This window comes from Planctomicrobium aquicomposti, assembly GCF_051466325.1.
In the GTDB taxonomy this organism is placed as follows: domain Bacteria; phylum Planctomycetota; class Planctomycetia; order Planctomycetales; family Planctomycetaceae; genus Planctomicrobium.
Map to the genome: position 1 here is coordinate 2,668,376 of NZ_CP195792.1, position 18,054 is coordinate 2,686,429.

The following is an 18,054-nucleotide window of genomic DNA, read 5'->3' on the forward strand; positions in this document are numbered from 1 at the left end:
GAATGGAGATGGTCATTCCCCTTTCGCGATCACCTGTTACGGATTTGTCTGCCCGGAGTGCAGCTGCTCGAGCATTTTGTGAATGCGGCGAGTGTCTCCCTCATCTGGATGGCAGTGGTCGAGTGCATATTGAAGTGCTGTCACCGCTTCTGCCGTTTGCCCCAATTTCTCAAGTGTGAGTGCCCATTGAATGTGGACGACCGCGAGCGTCGGTGCGTGGGTGCGGGCATAGCTCCACAGGCTCACGGGATCTCGCCACACAGGGAGATAGGCAGCCGTTTGCCTTGCCAGCAGCGAGACGACAACCACAACGGCAATCGCCGCTCCCCCGGTTGCGAGCCTGCTCCGCCCGACGCTGGGGGCCGGTCTCGCGGAGTCGGATGACGGGCTTGCTTCGGCCGTTCGGGATGTGAACAGCCTGCTCCAGGCAGCATCCAGCAATCCACAGATCCCCGCGAAGAAGGGGACGCAAGGAAGGTACAGGTAACGATCGTTCATCAACGTCGTGAGCGGAAAAAGATTCAGCATGGGCAGCAGAAGCAGAATCGAGGCCCAGGCTGCAAACAGCAGCAGCGGCGTGCGGTTTCTGTTTCTCCACAGGGCGTAAGAAACCAGTCCCCACCCCACACCTGCAAGGGCGATGCGGCCGGCAATCCCCTGGATCGGCGGGTCATAGAGTACACAGAGCTGCCGCGGCCAGAGCAGCATGCCAACGTACTCCCACAGCAGCGTCAGGTTGATTCCGAACAGCCGCAGTTTGCTCAGGCCGATGTGGCTGCGAACGCCCCCGACGATGGTCGTCTGCGACTGCATGGTGACCAGAATGAGCAGCACGCAGAAGAACATCGGAATCAGCTGCTGAAAGAAGCTTTCCGCAAATTTTCGACGGCGAATCAGAACGTCGTAGGCGATCACGATCGGAGGAACCGAGACCGCGGAGGCTTTGCTGAGAAGGGCGAGCACCAGCCAAAGGCTCCCCCATTTCTCATCTTTGGAAGTTCGGTATGGACGAAGCCAGCAGACGAGGCTGGCGAGCATGAACGTTGACGAAAGCAGCGTCTTGCGTGACGAGACCCACGCCACCGATTCCACCTGCACCGGATGGACCACAAAAATCGCTGCGACGGTCCAGGCGAGCCAGGAGCGGGCCGTCAACTGTCGAACCAGCTGAAACACCAGAATCGCATTGACCGCATGCAGCAGCACATTGGTCAGGTGATATCCCCCCGGCCAGAGCTGCCACAGGGTGCGTTCGACAAGGAATGTGGCGATCGTCAGCGGTGCATAGTTGCGTGCGACGGTCTGCGTCAGGATGCCGTAGAGATTGGCCGGCGACCAGGAGGTGGTCAGCTCATTCCACTCGATGTACCACGGGTCGTCCCAGTTGACGAACTGGAAGCGGGCAGTGGGAACATAAAGGGCGACCGCCAGCAGAATCAGTCCGATCGTAAACGCCCAATTCGTCTTCAGCCACCGCTCGAAACGACGGCAGGAGGTTTCCGGACAGATTCCTTCATTCACAACAAATTCTCGCGTTGGCAGGCAGCCCCACATCCGGAAAAGTGGATGTTCCGGACGGCATTCTCACTGGACTCCGTGACGCACGGATTGACGTTAGCAAAGTGAGCCGACATATCGGCGAGCGGGAGGCCCGTTCGCAGCAAAGGTTTGTTCTCAGCAAGGGTTAGTCCACAGGCGGGTGTTGTCAAAACTCAACAGGCGTTTCCTGGGTCGCCGAGGGGTGCTCGTGTAGTGATTGCAACACTTCGGCCGGTTGGGGGGCACGGGGAAGAATCACGCGGAACGTGCTGCCGGTCCCCAATTCACTGGAGACTTCGATCTTCCCGCCGAAGACATGGACAAGGTGTTTGACAATCGCCAGGCCCAGTCCGGTTCCTCCCTGTGTGCGGGCCCTGTCAACGCGGTAAAAACGTTCGAAGATCCGTTCGCGGTCATCGGCTCCGATTCCGATTCCGGTGTCCTCCACCGCGATGGTGATCTGCTCCTCATCGCAGGACCAGCAGACTGCGGCCCGACCTCCAGCAGGAGTGTAGTTCAACGCGTTGTTCACCAGATTGTCGAAGATCGTACGCAGCCCGCTCTCATCGGCATGAACAAACGCCATCTCAGTCGAGGGGATCAGTTCCAGTGTGACCTGTCGCGACCGGGCGATATCCTGACGGCCCTCGACACACTCTTCCAGCAGCGGGCCGATCGAAAGCACTTCCAGCTGAAAGGCGTCGGACTGAGATTCGATCCGGGCCAGCCGCAACATGTCCTGAATCAGCGTCTGCAGACGTTTCGACTGCTCGATAATGCGTGTGACGAAGGTCCGGCTATGCTCGACATCTTCCAGTCCGCCATCGAGGAGCGTGTCTCCGTAGATCTGGATCGATGTCAATGGCGTTTTGAGTTCGTGGGAGACGTTGGAGACGAACTCCCGTCGCAATCGTTCAAGCCGTCGCAGCTCTGTCACCTCGTGCAACACCACCACGACCCCCGGTTCGGGTGAAAGAGGCAAGCGGGCGACAGAGACTTCGACGACACATTTGCTGCGCTTGAACTCCACCTCCTTGCGGAAATCGCTGCCGGTCTCGTAGACGGATTCGAGTGCTTCCTGCAGATCCGTGGCGCGAGCCACTTCCCAGAGAGCCCGGCCTTCGATGTTTCGCGTATTACAGTCAAGAACTTCACGGGCCGCCCGGTTGAAGTACAGCACCCGACTGCGGGAATCGAGCACGAGCACCCCTTCCATCATCGTCCCGAGAATCGATTGAAACAGGGTCTTGTTCTGCTCCAGATTCAGGTTGGCGGCACGCACCTCCGCGAGTTTCTGCGAAACCTGTTCCAGCGTGTGGTTCAGCTCGGAGGCGACTTGACCGAACGAATCGTCCGCCCGCTCGCTCTTCAGCAGGAGCGGCTGACGGCCGAAGGCCAGTCTGTCACGGGCGTCCTTCAGAACATTGACGAAATCGCCATGCTGTTCATCGACATCACGGAGGAGCCAGCGGCTTGCCGACACCGCCAGCAACAGGACCAGCACCAGCGTCAAAAAGGCGGCACCCCAGGCAGGGGTGATCATGCCCGCCAGCAGGCTCAAGAGCGCCACCGTCGTCACCGTCAGTCTGACGCGGAGCGGATACGACATCATAAGTGAAACTTTCATGGATCCCGGCGGGGAACCGGCCGCTGCGGGATGATCGGCCGCGCCATCGCTGTTCGCAGAACGACGATCGCGTCCCTTCGCCGATTGTGGCAGGCCGAGGGAGATCAGAAAAGTGCACCCGGAGGTGATGATCGCTGATTGGTGGGCGATCGTGATTCGCAAGGGAAACGCTGGCGACAACGGCCATTGTCGGAATCTCGACACATGGTGACGCGATTGACCTCGTGTTAAAAATCAGCGAATCTCGACGCGTGCCTCAATCCTGGAAAAAAGTCCGGCGTAAGCTGTTTCACCGCAGAACCCCACCCGGGACTGCGCCGGGGACACTCGTTCCCGATACAACCAAGCAGCCCTCGCAACTGCATTATACGCTGTTCGGCCCCACGACTTTTCAGGAGCAGGATGTCGACAGCCTCGCCGAAGTTCCGCAGCCCGAACGGGATGAGGTTCTCTGGCTCGAGGTGGTTGGCCTGGGAGATTCCCAAACCGTTGAAGCGGTGGGCAAGCGGTTCAAGCTGCATTCTCTGGCTCTGGAAGATGTCCTGCATGTGCATCAACGTGCCAAGACTGAGGAATACGACCAGACTCTGTTCGTGATCGCACGGATGCTGACCTCACACGAACCGGTGACCAGCGAACAGATCAGTCTGTTCCTGGGGTCGAATTTCGTCATCACGTTCGATGAACGTCCCGGCGACTGCTTCAACGGGGTCCGGAACCGGCTGCGACAGAACGGTGTGGTTCGGTCACATGGAGCGGACTATCTCCTGTACTGCCTGCTCGATTCGATCATTGACGACTACTTCCCGAGAATGGAACATTTCGGAAGCCAGATCGATAATCTCGATGAGATCATCACGCGGGCCCGCGACCGCTCCGTCCTGATTCTGCTGCATGAAATTCGGCGCGATCTGATTCAGATCCGCAAGCTGCTCTGGCAACATCGCGAAGCCTTGAACTCTCTGGTCCGTCTGGAAATTCCGCTGATTTCAAGAGAAACGCAGGTCTACCTGCGAGACTGTCTGGATCATGTGGTGCAGCTGATCGAAGTGGTCGAAGCGGACCGCGATTCCTGCATCAGCATGCAGGAGCTCTACCTGTCCGAGATCGGACAGCGCACGAACGACGTCATGAAAGTGCTGACACTGATCGCCACTCTGTTCATGCCCATGACGTTTGTCGCGGGAGTCTATGGGATGAACTTTGATCCGGCGGTTTCACCTTGGAACATGCCAGAATTGAAGTGGTACTACGGCTACCCGTTCGCACTCGCGATCATGGGGGTGCTGGGATTCGGGATGTCGCTGTTTTTCTGGCTGCGAGGCTGGTTCCGGCGCTAGATCCGTCTGCTCCGCGCGGCCCCCGCACAGCACGATTGCGGATGGATCATTCGAAAAGCCATTGGCACCTCCTCATCGCCGCCAGCGGCGGTCAATTCAGAGTGATCCTCCCCGAGGAGAAGCGGTGACTCAACTCAAGTAAAAAAGAAAAAATCCGCGACGGGAGTTTCGTCGCGGATCGTCGGCAATTCTGACTGAACTCACCGGTGCTCACGGTGACCCGCAGATTCAGTCTTCGGTCGCGTGGCCACTCGGTGCCGCCACGAACGTTTCCATTGTCTCCACACCTGAGAAGAGGTACAGGCGACCCTTGTACCAGACCGCATGTTCGAGCGAACCCGCTTGCGGTTCTCCCGTCAGGGCCAGATGGATCACATCATTCCCTGCAGCGGCCGGTGCGTACTTCGTCGGCTCGTGCAGGAAGGTCTCCATCGCAGCCACAGAGGAGAACTCATAACGCTTGCCGTTATAGATCACACTGAAGGCGGGATTGGAGTCGACCAGATCACGGTGATCCCTCAGCACTACGGGACAGAATCCCTTCAGACCGGGCAGATCTTTGCGGGCGGCAATGCGTTCCATCTTCGACTGAGGATTGCCTGCATCCGATGCTGGTGCTTTCGCCGGAGCCACATTGGCTTGGGCCGGTTCCGCCGGAGGCGGAACATTGATGTTGATCTGCGTATTCGGTCGTCCGAGTTCCAGCATGGGCATCTGCGGAGCCATCGTCATCTGCGGCTGCTGAGCCGTTTTGATTTCCTTGAGTTCCGGAGCAGCTGTCGGCGGTTCCGGTGCATTCAGGCTGACGCCGGGCTGGGCGGCAATCTGAATCTGCGGGGTCACCTGAGGCTGCAGGGCCGGAGGAGCGACCGGTTGCAAGCGGACCTGAGGCTGCTGCGAGGGCTGCAACTGGAGCTGCAGTTGAGGCTGAGCCTGGGGTGCCGCCTGGACCGTTATGGTTGGCTGTGCTGCCGGCTTGACGGTAATGACTCCATTCCCAGCCGGCTTGTTGTTCTGCTGGACGAACAGATCTTCTTCCAGCTTCAGACCGGTATAGGGCTGTGTCACCGGAGCATCGACGAGCTTTTCATCATCGTCGTCGTCATCATCTTCCGGGAACAGGTTGTTCAGCGGATCGTTCGCTGCCATCGCCGGCTGTGCGGCTTTCGGCGCGGTCGGTTCAGCAGGTGCGACAGCCACGTTCTGCTGCGGCAACGGAGCATTGAAATCGAGTAAGGGGAGGTTCGGATTGCCGACCGGCAACTGTTGTTGCTGGACTCCCGGAACCGGAGGAACAGCAGGAATCGCCGGCCCCGCCTCGGGAGGAGGAACCATGTTCTGCACCATCTGGTGCTGCTGTCCGTTGTCGTGCAGCATCGTCTTCAGTTGATCGATGTTTTTGGGCTGTGCAACCGGTGGTGCACTGTTGGTGGCGATCGGAATCGCGGACGCGGGCGGATGGAAGATCGCGGGCGGAGCCCCGGTTCCCCCCGGAGTGGACGAAATGACGGGAGGAACAGCCGGGATCTGGGGGCTGGAGACTCCCGGAACCATATTGTTGGGCTGTTGGCTGGCAGTTGGATAGGACATGCCCGGATCGACAGGCGGTGCCTTGCCGGCCCGATTGATCCGGAACGCCTTCGACATTTTGCTGAGAATGCTGGTGTCAGCCGGAGGCTGCGTGGCGGCGGCAGCCGTCGTGCGCGAAGCCTCCGGAGTCATGGTGTGCATCGTGGCATTGCGTCCGGTCTGTGCCGTCCCGCCCGCGGCTTTCACTGCGGCGGGTGTATTGGCCGGCTTGGACATGTCCAGGCGGGGCATTTCCGGCATGGGCTGTCCCTTCTGCTCATACAGCAGTTCCAGTTGCCGCTGCACTTCGCTCTTGGGTGGCGAAGCTGGCTGAGCGGTCGTCATGGCCGCCGGTTCAATCGCCCGTGCCGCCTGATTGGAATCGGAGAGTCGGCGCGGTTCCGATTGGGAGACGGCCGCCGGTGTGACCGTTGCCATTCCGGGAGCCTGGGCAAAGAGCTCTGCACGCGTGGAGCACAGACTGACACCCGCAGCTGTCGCCAGCATCCAGGGACGGGTATTCTTGAGAAAACTTCGATAGAGCGTCATCGCTGATCCAGCTCCCATTTGGACGAGGTCGGGCCGGCTTCTTGTGGCAGAATCCGCCGGTTGAACGAGCCCAGTTGCGATCAAATCGCCTGCGGCGTCCGCTCCGGTCGTCAGAGCCCCTACACACGTCGAAAGTCCGACATTTGCAACAGCCGCTACAACTGGCGGCTGTGGAAATATCGTCGCTGTGCTAAGATCGTTTTGACTTCCGTCACGTTGGAATCAACCGATTCCACCGTTGGAACGGGATCAGCTCCTACAGCCGCAATCACCGACAAGGTGGTCCCAAACCTCCTGAATTAACATGAGCGACATGAAAGACACGACCCCACAGACCCCGACTCATTACGTTGTGCTGCAGCAGCCCAAACGAACCTGGCTGCGTCGGCTGGTCCTGCTGCTGTTGCTCGGATCGATCTTCCTGAACTTCTCACTGCTGGCGACGACCGCCAGCTACATGTCGCCGACGCTGGGGCCGAACGAGAAGTTTCACTCCGGCGAACTGACCGCCACCGACAAGATTGCCCGCATTGTCGTCGACTTCACGATCATGGCTCCTTACACCAAACGAATCATTGAAGTCATCGAGAAAGTGACGAAGGACGACAGCGTCAAAGGTGCCATCCTCGTGATCAACAGCCCGGGCGGGCTGGTGTCCGACAGTCATGAAATCTACCACAAGCTGAAACAGCTCGCGGCCAAGAAGCCCGTCTACGTGGCAATGAAGGGGATCGCCGCTTCCGGAGGCTATTACATCGCGATGGGTGCCGGAGAAGGAGCTCCCATTTATGCCGAGCCCACGACCTGGACGGGGAGCATCGGTGTGATCGTTCCTCGCTACGACGCCAGTGAACTCGCGAAGAAGGTCGGCGTGGAGCCCGATTCGCTCACCACCGGGCCACTGAAAGAGACGCTCAATCCTTTCAAGGAACTTTCCCCCGAAGAGCGAAAGGTCTGGGACGAGATCCTCGAAGAGTCATTTGTCCGGTTCCTGACGGTGATCGACGAGTCGCGCACCAATCTCGATCTGGAGAAGACCCGCGCTCTGGCGACAGGGCAGGTCTACACCGCCGATCAGGCACTCAAGCTCGGCATGGTCGATCAGATCGGCTATGAGGAAGATGCCCTCGCAGCGCTCAAGACCAAACTGGGTCTGTCGAACGTTCGTGTGGTCGACTATGAGCATCAGAAGTCGGCGGCCGAAATCCTGTTTGGCAGCTCGGCGATTTCTGCACCGGCAGCACGTGACCCGTTGTCACTGTTGCTGGACGCCAGTGTCCCCCGGGCGATGTACTTGTTCGGATGGCAACAGGGGCTGCGATCCGGTTCACTCTAGGTGCCGTTCGCCATTTGAGACCGCTTTGGTCCCGTGTTGTTCTTCCCGTCCTGTTCTTCAGTGCCTCTGCCCGGGATCGTGTAATGATCCCGGGGCCAGTCCCGGAGACCGCCGGGAGGAACTCGCATGTCTATCGAGATCGATCCCGAGCAGCTGGCGTTGCTGCAATTGAATCTGATCTCGGGGCTCGGCCCCCGACTGCAATCGCGGCTGCTCGAAGCATTTGGAAGTGGGCAGGCCGTCTTTCAGGCGTCCGGTCAGGAACTGCTCAGTGTCGAGCGGCTGGGGGTAAAGACGTCGGCCGCTATTACGCAGCATCGCAGCCTGTCGGAAGCCCGCGAGGAATGGCAACGGGCCGTCGACCACGGAATCACATTGAGCTTTCGCACACAGGCGGAGTATCCCCGATTGCTGTCGGAGATCCATGACCCTCCGATCGTGCTGTATGGTCGGGGAGAAGTGCAAAGTCAAGATGCGCTGTCGGTCGCCATTGTGGGTTCCCGCCGGTGCACGCACTACGGCACCACGCAGGCCCGGAAAATTGCAGCGGGTCTCGCCCGAGCTGGCATCACCGTGATCAGCGGGATGGCCCGGGGAATCGATGCCGCGGCCCATGAAGGAGCACTGGAAGCGGGCGGGAGAACTCTGGCGGTCTGCGCACCGGGGCTATTGCACATTTACCCTCCCGAGCATGTCGACTTGGCCGGGCGAATTCAGCAGCAGGGTGCTCTGCTTTCGGAATCTCCCCTGCAGCGGCAGCCGATGCCGGCGCTATTTCCGCAGCGGAACCGTATTATTTCCGGACTGTCACTGGGAGTGATCGTCATTGAGGCGGGGCGGAAAAGCGGGTCATTGCATACCGCCCGACACGCCCTCGAGCAAGGGCGGGAGGTCTTTGCAGTGCCCGGACGCATCGACAGTATTGAAAGTGAAGGAAGCCTTGATCTGCTGCGAGGCGGAGCGACCCTGATTCGCGGCGTCGAAGATGTGTTGGAGTCACTCGGTCCCCTCATGCAACCGGTAACGATCCAATCGGCAGCCAAACCGGAGAAAGTCGCCGTTCCCCGGGAATTGAGTCTCAATGAGGTTGAACGGGAAGTGCTGAACCTTGTGGAGTTCGTGCCGACTGCAGTAGACATTGTGCTGTCGCGAGCGACGCTGGACCTCTCGCAGGTGCTCTCCACGCTGACAGTGCTGGAGATGCGGCGGCTGGTTCGTCGCCTTCCCGGTGGTCTGGTGGAGAGGACAACCGGCTGACAGGGGTCGTCCGATCCCGTCCCCGAACTGCAGAGCCGAGTGCACCAGTGGTTCGAGTCAGCGCAGCGAGGCTGACAGGAGAAAGCCGGAGACCGGATTTTGATGAGAGGACACAGGCCTGCGCCGTTTACGCAACTGATCGGCGGACTGCTCCTCCGGCTCTTTCAGCTGGGACCACGTATTTGTTTTTGTTGACTGACATAGGGATCTGGATGTGAAGACGGTTTGCCTCTTTGATATTGACGGAACGCTGCTGAATTCCGGTGGTGCGGGCCAGCACGCCATGGAACAGGCCTTGGCGGAGGTGTTCGGCCTGACGGGACCATATACCGACATTCCGGCAGCGGGACGGACCGACTGGGCGATCACTACCGACCTGTTTGCCTTCCACCAGCTGGAACTCGACCCGGATTCGTGGCAGAAATTCCTGAAATCCTACCTTGGGCATCTCCCTGCCTCGCTTTCCCTCCGCTGCGGAGGAGTTCTGCCCGGTGTCGTCGACCTGCTGAACCAGCTGAGCGACCGGGAAGACGTGGCGCTCGGTCTGCTGACCGGCAACGTGGAAACGGGAGCTCGCGCGAAGCTCCGTCACTACGATCTCGACCATCACTTCCCGTTCGGCGGATTCGGTGACGAGTTCCACAATCGGGATGACGTGGCCCGTTCTGCCCACGCAGCGGCACGGAAGTATCTGCTTGATCAGTTGCATGCCGACCGGGTCTGGGTGATCGGGGATACTCCAGCCGATGTTCAATGCGCCCGGGCGATCGGCGCGCGGGTCATCGCCGTGGCCACGGGAATACATACTCCTGAGGAACTGGAGCCGTCACGCCCAGACCGCCTGCTCAAGGATCTTTCGGACATTGACGGTGTTCTGCGAGTCCTGTTATGAGACCGCATTCCGCCATTGAGCCAACCGGCAAGGGAAATCTGCGGCACTGACCGGGATGTCCCGTCAGGGATTTCGCCGGAGTCAACGTCTTCCTGTTTTTTTCCAATCGTCCGTTCTCAAGCCTGTCTGTATGGACCCGATCGAACTCCTCTCTGCGAAACTGCTGGCTCTCGCCACAACCGGTACAAAGCACCCCGCCGGGAATTTCGTATCGGGGAGCGTTTTGGCATGGTTAATGGGATCTATTCCCTGCAGCCTGCTGATTGCCCGCTACGCGAAAGGGATCGATCTGCGGCAGCATGGCAGCGGCAACATCGGGGCGACAAATGTGGCGCGTGTGCTCGGGTGGAAATGGGGATTCCTGGCGTTTCTCTTCGATGCGCTCAAAGGGGCGCTCCCCGTTTTGCTGATTCCGAAGTTGCTGCCTGTCGGCGACGAACTGGTTGTGCATCAGAAAGTCGTCTGCGGCGCACTGGCGATGCTGGGACATATGGCTCCTCCCTGGCTCCGTTTTCGCGGGGGAAAAGGCGTGGCCACCGGGCTGGGGGTGGCCGCGGTGCTGTCTCCCTGGGCCAGTGGGGCGGCTCTGCTCACATTTATCGTCATCGTCGGGGTCACCCGCATCGTGTCGATGGCATCGATGGTGGCGGTCCTGACCTTCGCCATCACACAGGTGATCCTGTGGGGGCCGGAACTTTTTTCTTCCCGCTACTGGAGTCTCGGATTATTCAGCCTGCTCGCGCCACTGGGAATTATTTTCAGGCATCGGACCAATCTGGTCCGGCTCTGGCGCGGCGAAGAACGCCGCATTGATGACCGCTCTGAAGACAAGGCTGCGAAGTGAGCGAGCGGGATCTCGACGCCTCTCGCAGCGTCCACCGCGCTTTTGGGACGCCCCACTCCGAGAGACGGGGAGCGGCGAATCAGATGTCCGATTCCTCTAAAACGGCATGGGAATCGTCGGGCCGGATTCCCGCTGCCAGTGGAGGCGATCCTGAGTCACAATCCCCTGCCGGAGCGCGCAGCGGAGGCAAAAGACTTCATCTCCTCCCTGCAGAAAGATCTCGCCCCCCAGAATCAGGTGATAGTAGTCTTCACCCGGGTTCTTGGCATAGCAATACGTCTTGTCCCACGACGTCTTGATCTTCACCTGCCAGCGATCGAACTGCGGCACGTACAGGCGACAGTCGGGAACATCGGGGTCCCGGGTCGGAGTTTCTGAAGCGGGAATCGGCTGGCCTTCACTCATCGACGGGATGCCGCTCCTGGGCCTGACGAAGCCCCTGTGCCAACTTTTCCAGCTCGAGTTGGCGGCGTTCCAATTGACTGAGTTCTCGACGCATAAAGGATCGGGTTGCGAGCAGATCTCCCATCGCGAGCAGCCCCACCCACAAGGCCAGCAGGATGACGGTCAGCCAGAAGACGCCAAACGTCATCGGCGCTTTCCGCCAATTGGTCATCAGCGAATCACCGGCCATAATCATGACCCCGATTAGCAGGATCATCCCCGCAATCTGGGACCGGCGGCTGCTTCGACGCTGCAGATAGGTCCGCTCCCTGGAGTCCACCACCTCACTGATGCGTTGGCGACCACGATATTGGGCAACCAGCAGGCCGACGGCCCCCAGGATCAGTGCTGATCCGAACAACAGTGCCGGGAGCCGATCATCCATTCGTCCAACTTTCCAGAACTCAACCTGACCAGAATTATGAGGAGCGTTACTTCCGCTGATGGGTACTGCCGTCCGGCAGCGTCACCTGCGGGCCTTCATCGGATCCGCTCCCAGGGAACCATGCAGGTCTCGCAGATATTCTGCTGCACTGACTTTCTCCAGCTGATGGCGGGCCACCCGTTCGCGGCGTTTCAGCTCGTTCTTCAGTTCGACAGGCAGCGAACCGTTCTGTTCCAGACAGGTTGACAGCGAGTCGACATGACGCTTCCACAGGGCAATATCATGGGCCTGTTTGGTCGCCAGTCGCTTCCGGTACCAGTCGCTCTGCAGGAGAGCTTCCCGGGTGAACATCGCCCGGATTTCGGGATCGCGTTCATCTTTCCCTTCGTACTGTCCGTGGGCCATGATGTGCAGCAGCACCTTCAGTGGCGGGCAGGCTTCCTCGATTGAGCCATCGTCGAAATACCGCTGCGCCACACGCTGATACGCCTCCATGATGTACTGAACGCCGTCCGCGAACGATTCGGGGTCCTGGAGCTCGGGCTGGAGAATCCGGTCGTCGAAGACGGTTCCCGGATTATCAAACACGCGGCCGAAAAACCGGCGGATGAAACGCTTGGTGATGCGGTAGCCCAGTCGGCGGGCAGGAATTACTTTCCCGTCAGCCGTCTTGATATCGGCGACGGGCTCCAGCATTTTCTCCCGGATCAGGAACTGCGGATCACGTTCGGCGGGGGTCAGGCGACACCAGACTTCCGGAACCAGCAGGCTGATGTCATGGTCGAAGCGATTGCCGGGGCCGACATGGCCGGCTGCGGAAGAGAATCCCGGCAAGCCGGTCAGAATCATGCTGACCAGAGCGGTGTTCAGATCCGCCGTGGTGCGAAGGGCGTTGAATGGTCCCTTCGTCAACGCCCCTTCACTGCCGGCCGCTGTTGTGGAAGGACTCTTTCCGGTCAGCGAGCAGGTGTAGTCCATGAAGAGTTCAGGCAGCTCCTGATAGTGAATCGGGTTGTAGACCGCGAGACTGCGGATCCCCTTTTCGCGTTCAGGCGGATTATTGCGACGGCCTGACAGAATCGCCGTCACCGGCAACGGCACAAAGGAATCGGCAGGCAACCGCCGGAACAGACGGGTGCTCATCTCCGCGAGGTAGCGGTCGATGGGCCGGGCCATGTCCGGACGGTCCTGCAAATAGCGGGGATTCTTGCTGGGCACACCGCCGACGCGACGGGGGTTGTCCGAGCAGACAATGTAGCCGCTCTCCCCTTTATCGACCGAGCGGAGGAGCTTTTTCATCGGCGGGGTGAAGGCGTCGAAGTCGACGACTTTCTCCAGCATTTCGTTGACCTGCTCCTTCGTGAGCGGTTCGAAGTTGGAGATGAAATTGACATCGCGCCGGGCCAGGTCGGCCTCGGCCTGCTTATCGAAGCCGCGATGAATCGCGTCGTCCGGACGCTGAAACAGCCGATACTCGCAGTTCACGGAAAACTTCGCCGACTCTCCGGGAAGGGTCCGCTTGAATTCCTCGGTCATCCCCTGAATCGCGTCATTGGGGACCACCGTCGACGCGGTGATATCGTCCTCGGTCTGAACCTTGAACGCGGCCGCGAAATCCTGACGGACCTTGAACAGCCGCCATTGCTGCTGATTTGAATAGCCCACCCGAAGGTAAGTTCCCACCAGCTTCCGGTCATCCAGTTTGAGCTCATGTCCGGGACTGCCGTTCACATAGTCGACAGCAAAATGAGATTCCCAGTCGTTCCCCCATTCCGGCTGCTGGAACCGTTTGATCGCAAAGACGAGGGCGTAGATATGGCTGGGGATCTGTTCCAGCCACTTGTTGTATTCCTCGTTGTATTCCTCGGAGGGAGTGAGCAGCTTGATCACGCTTCCCAGCGAGCGGAGCGGACTCAGGATCGGACGGCTGGGTGTCGCTGCATAGTCCTGGAGCTTGGCGGCGGCAGGAGTCCAGCGGGTCGAATAGTCGCGATCAAAAATCTCCCGGGCCAGCTGCAGGTCTTCTTCGTAATTCGAGACGAAGATGGAGCCATACTCCATGTAGTCGGTCAGCGATTTGCTGATTTCACTCTTTCCCCCGCCGGAAACCGTGCAGGGCTTATGGCAGAAGACCCCTTCCCCTGCCGTGCCGATCAGCCGCCAGGATGGTGCGGAGGGGTGCTTCTCCATGCGGACGCGGTAGCCCGAAGGGCCCATGTAGATCTGCCCCGGCAGAAGCGGAATGTCGTAAGTCTGGCCATCACGGGTCCAGGTGATGTTCTGCGATCGCAGGCTCGCGGAGGCATTCTCCGGGATGTAGAAAAGATCCGGAAAACGCTTGTCGATACCGTATCCTTCAGGCTGCACCTCCATCAGGTGGCCGTAATCCTGGACCACATCGTTGAAGGTCCGGCCATGATTTCGCTGGCTCGCGAACTGAAACCCTTCTCCCAGACTCCAACTGGGGTAAACCAGAGCACCCCCGGAGTGTTCCTCTTCCGCCCCCCCCATCAGATTGGTGGCATAGCTGATCTGGGTCTTCACTTCCTTCTTGCAGTAGCCGTAATAGTTATCGGCGATGAGGGTCACGATGACCCCTTCTTCCGTCCGGCAGGTCACTTTGAACGCTTCGCCGTCGTTATACTGCTCGTTTTCATCCTCCCAGCACATGCGATCATGAATCTGGGCCGGTGATGCCTGGCTGATGTGAGGGAGTCCCAGTTCTTTCTTCGTCAGCTTGAGAATATGCGGCGCGAGGATCACACAGCCTGTGTGTCCTGTCCAGTGCTCAATATCGAGTGCCGCATCGTTCTCGGGAATGAACGGATCTCCCGCATTTCCAAAAATCGATTCGACGAAGTCGAGATTGCTCACTAGTGAACCGGGCGCGAAAAACCGGACTTCCATGGTCTTTTCACTGGTCCAGCCAGGGACCTCCGGACAGACGAGAGGACGGAGCAACAGCGAGACCCAGCCCCGTCCCGGTTCTGGCAGCTCCGACGTGAAGGGGAGCAGCAGCAGGTCTTCCGGCGGATTGACCGCATTGAGGAGCAGGTTCACAAAGACATGCCGCGGAACGCCACGTTTATCGCCGGGAAACGGAAGCCCCCCCTCCGCAACATGGAACGTTCCCTGAGTTGTCCGGCGATCCGCTTTCGGGTTGTGCAGCACGCCATTGCGGACGCGGAACGACTGCAGATATTCGGAAACGAACACATCTTCGCCGGCAGGGAGCGACAGTTCCCGGGCAATTCCGTGTCGATCGAGCACGAGCGTGTGCCCGGGCAGTCGGATCGGCTGTGTCAGATTCAGATCGGAGAAGTGTTCATTCAGGAAACGCTCAATCCGTGTGTCGGCCGGGCAGCGCTGGTGCGATTCCAGCAGGCGGGACTTCTCCAGAAAGTTCGCCAGCAGTCCCGATGCGAGCCGCACCAGTTCGGCACCCCCTGCTTTCGGAGCGATGGGCAACCCGTTTGCCGCGAGCTTCAGGTTGACATATCTCAACAACTCAGAACGTTGCAGAGCCAACTGGGAAGGATCTTGTGACTGCTGGAAGCCGAGAGAAAGCTGAAGGTCCATGTCGTGCGTTGGGCTCAAGGAGGTCCGCAGGTTGAGCGCGGCTTGGGAGGGTGGCAAGCAGTCGCATCATACCTCGCCAGCCATCTGCTCAAAAGCGACCCGGTTTCGGATCCCCTCGAGTTTTTCTGATTAGGAGGATTTGCCCAGAATTTTCAGCGACGCTGCGCGATGGTTTGACGCATCCACCGGTCGGGAATGGGAATGACGCGATCAACTCACACGCGATCCAGAAAGGCTCACGCTGCGGCTTTTGAGATGGCGTTCTTATTCACACGGTTTCGTCGCAGCAAAATGCACCACGGTCCGACGGACGGTCACGGGAAACGTCTGCAGCAGAAGCGCAATCGGTCCGTAGAACAGGAAGGCCATGACACGCAGCGCCCTCTGGCCAAACATGATGTTTCCGTTCCTGATGCGGCGTTCCCCGACTTCAGGAGGAAAACGTTCTTTTATGAACCTGGCTGAGTCGTACGCGTCGTGCAGATCGGTGAAACTGGCAAACGGGTAAATTGCTTCGGCAAGTGGGGCGTCAGCGGAACTCCAGGGCTGTGGTCTGAATTTCGCAATCAGCCACGCCGCGAGCCCTGCGATTCCGGCCAAAATCGGCCAGTACCTCCAGCCTCCCAAGCAGCACCACGTTCCGATTAACAGCAGGCAACATCCTGCACACAGTTGACTGACCGACCAGATCCGGGTCGAAGTTTTTTTGACCACACAATCAGATTGAAGAATCAACAGCAGCCTTTGGAGGAAACCCCAGCCTTGCCGGGAGAGGGCCACTCGATGGTCCACGCAGTCGTCATAGAAATACCAGACGATGCCGGCAACGTATCGAACAACAGGATCAGCGGAACAACGCGATTCGTCGAGTAACTCGTCGAACTCGAAGGCGGTGATTTCGCTTCGAAGAAATCGTTGAATATTGGCGGCGATTTTGAACCGGTCAGGAATTTCCACAGGAATCTCCACAGCAACCTCCGTAGTGTGGAAGTCGTGCTGCGTTTTTCACCTTATTAGACACAGGAAGATCAACATCGTTGACTGTTCCTGCGATGAGTTTCGCCCAACACGACAGGCTCAGTGGATGATCCCACATCTCACGACTTCCATCAATTGAAGTGGCCTCGCTCCGTTGAAAAGTCTTTTTGAACCGGTGTGGCGAATGCACTAAATCCGGATTACGAGTAAGCTGCCGCGCACGAACATCCTGTTGGAAGTCACCCCTCTCTCTCTCTCTCTCTCTCTCTGCGGATTGCGCGGAGGTCTGTGGCGCCGTATTCACATCGTAACAGCCCTCAGAAGTTCACGCAGGAGCAACTCCTCACGTGCCTGATTCTGCGGGCTTAACTCAAAACCACCTACCGGGGATTGATTGAGTTCCTGGAAGTCTCCGAGGCATTGCAGGTGCGGATCGGGCTCAAGTCGTTGCCGCATTATTCCACGCTCAAGAAGTTTGCCGACCGCTCCAGCGTGCTGGAGATCGTCGACGTGATGCTGCATGAACTGGTCCAGAAGTTTGCCCTGGACGAGGAAGAAGCGGCCCTGGATTCCACCGGCAAGGAGACCAGTTCAGCGAGTACCCACCTTCAGTCTTGTAGCGGAAAACAGCGGACGAAATACGTAAAACTCTCCAACTGCGTGCTGGTGGGGTTGTTGCTTCCCAGTGGACTGGCATTGAGCTGGGCGCCGGGAAACGACAAGGCCGAAGCTCCCAATGTGCTGGCCAAGGCCGCCACGAGTTCGCAGCCCAAACGGCTGTTTGCCGATGCCGACTACGATGCGGAATGGGTGCATCGGTGCTGCCGTGAGGACTGGCAAGTGGAAAGTTCATCAAACCCGCAGTGCATCGCACGGATGGGCGCCTCGATGGAACCTACCGCTCGCAGATGCCCCAGGCCACGTTGCAGGAAAAGAATTACGGAAAGCGGTGGTTGGTGGAATCATTCCTGAGTGGCCTGAAGCGCACGACCGGAGCGACACTCTCCGCCCGCGACAACCGGAGCCTGTTCATGGAAGCCGCCATCAAAGTCCGGGCTTACGTCCTCCGGCGTTAGGTTAAATCCAATAAACCAGATACCTTTCAACAGAGGAACCTCTCATCTCTTTTTCCAATTATGGATTCTTTTTCCAGTTCATCTCAGCTGCGGGCCGGTCTGTTGAGATGACGTGGGAAACCGAAAGGCACCGTCCGACAGCTTGCCAGACGGTGCCTTCAGAACCCAGGGATGAGTTTGCCGTACGAATAGCAGCCTTGCCGCTTCGACCGCACTCACCGCGACCGGGATTAACTGGAGCAGCCACGGATCAGGAGGAAGAGCAGGACGGATCCGATGAGGGAGACGACAATCGACCCGAGGCAGCCCGCCCGATTGGAATAGAACGCAAACATTCAAGTCGACTCCTGTCAGATTTCCGGATGTCGATCACGAAGGCAAATCACGTGCCGTTGCGACGCCCCCCCGTTGGTGCGAGCGAATCCGAAACGACTGAGGCCTTGATTGTCGGCTCAGGGACCAGATGGGAGCCAACCCGCCCATCTCTGCCAACTGAGGATCCCGTGACTCCACCAGCCCTACCAATCGACCTCTTTGTTTGGAAACAAGCATCTTGACGGACTGACACTCTGCAAGAACATAGGGCTTGTGCGATTGGAAAGAGTCAACTGCCGCGGAGAGGCAAACGCCTGCTGCGGC

14 protein-coding genes are annotated in these 18,054 nt (G+C 59.0%); 7 read left to right on the top strand and 7 right to left on the bottom strand.

The window, feature by feature from the left end:
* Window positions 1-36 precede the first annotated feature (36 nt).
* Both SH664x_RS10335 and SH664x_RS10340 read right to left on the bottom strand, forming a co-directional pair.
* Window positions 37-1,521: a phospholipid carrier-dependent glycosyltransferase gene (locus tag SH664x_RS10335; protein WP_437200738.1), complete on the bottom strand. Its 1,485-nt coding sequence runs from the start codon at window positions 1,519-1,521 to the stop codon at window positions 37-39.
* Between the two features lie 184 nt (window positions 1,522-1,705).
* Window positions 1,706-3,166: an ATP-binding protein gene (locus SH664x_RS10340; RefSeq protein WP_437200739.1), complete on the bottom strand. Its 1,461-nt coding sequence runs from the start codon at window positions 3,164-3,166 to the stop codon at window positions 1,706-1,708.
* 251 nt (window positions 3,167-3,417) lie between these two features.
* On the opposite strand from SH664x_RS10340, the gene corA reads away from it, so the two are divergent.
* Window positions 3,418-4,506, top strand: coding sequence for a magnesium/cobalt transporter CorA (gene corA, locus SH664x_RS10345; protein ID WP_437200740.1), 1,089 nt, complete (start codon window positions 3,418-3,420; stop codon window positions 4,504-4,506).
* A gap of 228 nt (window positions 4,507-4,734) precedes the next feature.
* Here the strand turns inward: corA and SH664x_RS10350 are convergent, their stop codons facing one another.
* A complete protein-coding gene (locus tag SH664x_RS10350) occupies window positions 4,735-6,624 on the bottom strand; it encodes a hypothetical protein (protein WP_437200741.1) in 1,890 nt (629 codons plus the stop codon).
* A 313-nt stretch (window positions 6,625-6,937) separates the two neighbouring features.
* On the opposite strand from SH664x_RS10350, the gene sppA reads away from it, so the two are divergent.
* The 4 genes from sppA (at window position 6,938) to plsY (ending at window position 10,953) form a co-directional block, all read left to right on the top strand.
* Complete coding sequence (sppA, locus tag SH664x_RS10355) at window positions 6,938-7,960, top strand: signal peptide peptidase SppA (protein WP_437200742.1); 1,023 nt, start codon at window positions 6,938-6,940, stop codon at window positions 7,958-7,960.
* 126 nt (window positions 7,961-8,086) lie between these two features.
* The gene (gene dprA / locus SH664x_RS10360; protein ID WP_437200743.1) at window positions 8,087-9,217 is read left to right on the top strand and encodes a DNA-processing protein DprA; all 1,131 of its coding nucleotides are present in this window, start codon (window positions 8,087-8,089) and stop codon (window positions 9,215-9,217) included.
* Window positions 9,218-9,431: 214 nt separating this feature from the next.
* Window positions 9,432-10,109 carry an HAD family hydrolase gene (locus SH664x_RS10365; RefSeq protein ID WP_437200744.1) on the top strand — a complete coding sequence of 226 codons (678 nt, stop codon included), beginning with the start codon at window positions 9,432-9,434 and terminating at the stop codon, window positions 10,107-10,109.
* Between the two features lie 130 nt (window positions 10,110-10,239).
* On the top strand, window positions 10,240-10,953 hold the full coding sequence (gene plsY / locus SH664x_RS10370; protein WP_437200745.1) for a glycerol-3-phosphate 1-O-acyltransferase PlsY: 714 nt from the start codon (window positions 10,240-10,242) through the stop codon (window positions 10,951-10,953).
* Window positions 10,954-11,049: 96 nt separating this feature from the next.
* Here plsY and SH664x_RS10375 read toward each other — a convergent pair whose 3' ends face one another.
* From SH664x_RS10375 to SH664x_RS10390, 4 genes are all read right to left on the bottom strand, one after another.
* Complete coding sequence (locus SH664x_RS10375) at window positions 11,050-11,358, bottom strand: hypothetical protein (protein ID WP_437200746.1); 309 nt, start codon at window positions 11,356-11,358, stop codon at window positions 11,050-11,052.
* A complete protein-coding gene (locus tag SH664x_RS10380; RefSeq protein ID WP_437200747.1) occupies window positions 11,351-11,782 on the bottom strand; it encodes a hypothetical protein in 432 nt (143 codons plus the stop codon). Before SH664x_RS10380 ends, SH664x_RS10375 begins: the two co-directional genes overlap by 8 nt.
* Window positions 11,783-11,863: 81 nt before the next feature.
* Window positions 11,864-15,361 carry a hypothetical protein gene (locus tag SH664x_RS10385; RefSeq protein ID WP_437200748.1) on the bottom strand — a complete coding sequence of 1,166 codons (3,498 nt, stop codon included), beginning with the start codon at window positions 15,359-15,361 and terminating at the stop codon, window positions 11,864-11,866.
* Window positions 15,362-15,625: 264 nt separating this feature from the next.
* Window positions 15,626-16,330: a hypothetical protein gene (locus SH664x_RS10390; RefSeq protein ID WP_437200749.1), complete on the bottom strand. Its 705-nt coding sequence runs from the start codon at window positions 16,328-16,330 to the stop codon at window positions 15,626-15,628.
* 399 nt (window positions 16,331-16,729) lie between these two features.
* On the opposite strand from SH664x_RS10390, the gene SH664x_RS10395 reads away from it, so the two are divergent.
* Entirely contained in the window at window positions 16,730-17,311 is a 582-nt protein-coding gene (locus tag SH664x_RS10395) for a hypothetical protein (RefSeq protein WP_437200750.1), read from the top strand.
* A complete protein-coding gene (locus SH664x_RS10400; RefSeq protein ID WP_437200751.1) occupies window positions 17,293-17,415 on the top strand; it encodes a hypothetical protein in 123 nt (40 codons plus the stop codon). Before SH664x_RS10395 ends, SH664x_RS10400 begins: the two co-directional genes overlap by 19 nt.
* Window positions 17,416-18,054: the final 639 nt, after the last annotated feature.

Excerpts from the sequence above, each read along its gene's own strand:
- SH664x_RS10340 (WP_437200739.1), bottom strand. The coding sequence starts at position 3,166 with ATGAAAGTTTCACTTATGATGTCGTATCCGCTCCGCGTCAGACTGACG.
- SH664x_RS10350 (WP_437200741.1), bottom strand. The coding sequence starts at position 6,624 with ATGACGCTCTATCGAAGTTTTCTCAAGAATACCCGTCCCTGGATGCTG.
- sppA (WP_437200742.1), top strand. The coding sequence starts at position 6,938 with ATGAAAGACACGACCCCACAGACCCCGACTCATTACGTTGTGCTGCAG.
- dprA (WP_437200743.1), top strand. The coding sequence starts at position 8,087 with ATGTCTATCGAGATCGATCCCGAGCAGCTGGCGTTGCTGCAATTGAAT.
- plsY (WP_437200745.1), top strand. The coding sequence starts at position 10,240 with ATGGACCCGATCGAACTCCTCTCTGCGAAACTGCTGGCTCTCGCCACA.
- SH664x_RS10375 (WP_437200746.1), bottom strand. The coding sequence starts at position 11,358 with ATGAGTGAAGGCCAGCCGATTCCCGCTTCAGAAACTCCGACCCGGGAC.
- SH664x_RS10380 (WP_437200747.1), bottom strand. The coding sequence starts at position 11,782 with ATGGATGATCGGCTCCCGGCACTGTTGTTCGGATCAGCACTGATCCTG.
- SH664x_RS10385 (WP_437200748.1), bottom strand. The coding sequence starts at position 15,361 with ATGGACCTTCAGCTTTCTCTCGGCTTCCAGCAGTCACAAGATCCTTCC.